Origin of the sequence: Pseudomonas fontis (assembly GCF_028656955.1) — a bacterium.
Lineage (GTDB): Bacteria > Pseudomonadota > Gammaproteobacteria > Pseudomonadales > Pseudomonadaceae > Aquipseudomonas > Aquipseudomonas fontis.
This window is the reverse complement of sequence record NZ_JAMDGY010000115.1, coordinates 1-3,231: the sequence shown is the minus strand read 5'-3', so window position 1 is coordinate 3,231 and position 3,231 is coordinate 1. Positions and strand designations below refer to the sequence as shown.

The 3,231-nt window shown below is 49.4% G+C and carries 2 protein-coding genes; both read left to right on the top strand.

Annotated features, from left to right (window positions below):
- The first annotated feature begins 348 nt into the window (after positions 1-348).
- Positions 349-1,800 carry a gamma-mobile-trio recombinase GmtY gene (gene gmtY / locus M5G11_RS25695; protein ID WP_273914119.1) on the top strand — a complete coding sequence of 484 codons (1,452 nt, stop codon included), beginning with the start codon at positions 349-351 and terminating at the stop codon, positions 1,798-1,800.
- A gap of 153 nt (positions 1,801-1,953) precedes the next feature.
- The gene (locus M5G11_RS25690) at positions 1,954-3,078 is read left to right on the top strand and encodes an integrase repeat-containing protein (protein WP_273914120.1); all 1,125 of its coding nucleotides are present in this window, start codon (positions 1,954-1,956) and stop codon (positions 3,076-3,078) included.
- The last annotated feature ends 153 nt before the right edge of the window (positions 3,079-3,231 follow it).

Sequence of the window (3,231 nt, the reverse complement as noted above, 5' to 3'; positions counted from 1 at the left end):
GGGTGCGGGTGCGGGTGCGGGTGCGGCAAAAAGTAGCCCGGATGGGCTTTTTTCTGACAGCGCGCAATGATAACATCTTATACCAATGGACATTTGAATAGTACACCGAGTGTACTTAAGGCGTCAAGCATGTCAGCTGAGATTTTTTTCAGTGCAACCCGTCCACCAGAGACATCCGCCCCTACCCTCCCCCAATCTGTGGTCGTTGAGGCCAGCAAGCGCGGCCAGGATGATCGCACTCAGCGTCAGCGACTGCGTCGCTACCATGGCAAAAGCCAGCGTCGCCACGAGCAACGAGACGATCGCGAGGAAGGCCTACTCTCCACCCGCCAGGGGGAGCAGAGCTGAATGCATATTGTGCAGATGCCATTGCTGACATCCGTCAGATTGAAGGTCGACTACCAGAGCCCCACCCAGCTGAACACGATCCGCCTTCCGGCCTTGATGACCAGCCAGGGAATTCTTGTCTCGTTGCTCCAGTACCTTAGCGAGAAAAACAGGAGCAACTCGTGGCGAGCGAAGGTGACCACTGCAGTGGGGACGCTCCTGGATTTCATCGCGCTGAGCGGTATTCCATTCGAAAACCCAACCATGCTCCTGAAATCGTTTCGCACCGCATTGAAGAGCGGCACCATTGATCTCGACCTGGAAGATCCGACCGGCCTGTATTGGCCCAACCGGAGCCATGAGCATGTGGATGACATTGTCAGCCTACTCACTGGGTACACGGACTGGTTGATTCTGCAGCCGGGGCACAGCGGCGTCGTTCTGAACCCAATAAGGGAAGCTACAAAGCATGAGGAAAAATTAAACTGGTGCGCTTACCACCACCGCCAAGACAACAAGCTGCTCAGCCACCTGACCTCAGACGAGGAGCGAGATCAGAATCGATTTAGACGTGAAGTGGGAAGAGAAAAAGCATCACCTGTGATCTTGGACGAGGTGAAGCGTTTTCCGCAAGAGCACCTCGACACCCTACTTGACGAAGGCTTTGTACGAGCCAGTTCTCGCAGTGTGCATAAGCACATGCGCATTGATTATAAAAGCCAAGCCATGACCCTTCTGATGAATGCTGGCGGGCTCCGCAAAAGCGAGCTGTTCCATATCTATCTTGACGATATCGAAATTGACGAGGAGCGCTGCGAGGCAATAGTTAGGGTACATCATCCCTCTAAAGGTAAAGCGCCTGAGAAAGGTTATAAAAACCGCCAAGACTATCTGCTTCGTAAGTTCCGGATGAAGCCGCGGACGGACTATCTCAAGTCCGAATCACTTCACGCCGGATGGAAAGCCCCGACGACCAATAAACAAATGTTTTTCGTCGTTCAATTCTATCCGCCATCGAGATCCCAGGAGTTTTTACTCGCCTTTCAAAACTACCTCTTGTATCAACGAGTGGATGCGAGAGGCAGACATCCATATGCCTTTACCAACACAAAAGGTCGACCTGAGACCATTAAAAACTTTCAACGCTTACACACACAAGCAGTAGAAAGAATTGGCCTTTCCTGTTGCAAATATCAAGGCACAAGCGAGCATGGACACCGGCATGCCTACGGTTACCGGCTTGCAGAAAACGGGTTTAGCCAACTCGACATTAAAGATGCAATGCATCATGCACACCCTGACTCTTGTCTAGTGTACCTACAAAAAACAGATAGAGAAGTAAGGGAGACAATGCGCAAAACCGAGACCAGAAAAAATTTTACCCCACCTGCCAAAACCTTCGAGCCGGAAGAGACTGAAACCTTCGGTCGACCTATTGCCAGCTACCGAGGCATAACAAGATCTAGAAATTAAGCGCGCCCCAAGCGCCAACCAATTTTCTCAAGCTGATGACCATTAGCGCCAAAACTTGTGGTCAGAATAGCTTATAACAACTTTTGCGCACAAGTCTCAAGAGCGAGCCTGCTCGCCTGAATTTTAGCTATATCTACCTAAGGACTAACAACCATGAAACTCAAGCAAAAATTTTACGAAACCTACGAAGAAGCGCGAGCAGCGTGTATTAAGCTGGAGATAAGCACAGTTGTTGAGTACAACAAACGGCGATCTGAAGACCCCATGCTCCCTTCAGCTCCCTACCAAAAATACGTTAATGACTGGAAGGGCTATGGTCATTATTTTGGCAGACCAGAAGTAAAAATATACGATTATGAAGAAGCTAAGGCCGCCGCACTTAACTTTGGTATAACCTCCGCACAAAGCTATCAAGATAGGTACAAAAAAGATCCCCAACTACCCTCACGCCCCGACGTACAGTACAAAACCCACTGGACGAACTGGGACGACTTTCTTGACAAAGAAGAAAAATATCAAGACTTTTTCGAAGCACGGTTGATTGCTCGCTCCTACAACTTTAGAACCATTCAAGATTACAGGGACACTTGCGCAAGTATTGACCCACAACTTTATGCTGCCCCTCATCTGATTTATAAAGAATGGAACGGATGGTATGACTATCTGGGCATTGAAAAACGCCCTACTCTGCTGACCTACGAAGACGCCAAGTCCTTGATTGCTAGGAGTGGTATCAAAACTGGTCGCCAATATATTGAGTTCAGGAAGCTTCACCCCGAACTCCCAGCACAGCCCAGCCTTTGTTACAAAAAGCACTGGGTGGACTGGCCCACGTTCCTTCAGCAAAAACCTGAGCCTTATACCGATTATCTCGAAGCACAACATGCCGCAAGAGCCGCAGGCATCAACACGCCCGAAGAATACGCTGCTTGCTATTTGGACGAAGATCCGAAACTCCCAAAAGATCCCGCTAAGACATACAAAAATTCTTGGATAAGCTGGGAAGAATTCCTAGGCACTGTACCAAAGTATGAAGATATCGATCAAGCGACTGCTGCTGTGCTGCGCCTAGAAATCAAAACCAAAGCCGAATATCTGAGCCGATTCAGTGAGGACAGCTTACTGCCACGATGCCCAGAAATTATCTACAACAGTCAGTGGCCCGAAACAGGCTGGAGAGCATTCCTATACGGTGCGTTCTACCCAACGATGCAATCTGCAGGCGCTGCGGCCAGGGCGCTTGGAATTGTGACTATGAAAGATTGGCTATTCGGATAATCGTGTGTAAAGCATGAGGATCAGTTACAATCTGAATCCGGATTATCGTGTGGATTCAGATCATGCAAGTCGTAAGCTACGGAGCAGGAACGAACAGCACTGCGATGCTCATCGAGATGGTGAAACGCGGCGAGCAAGTAGATCTGATCACCT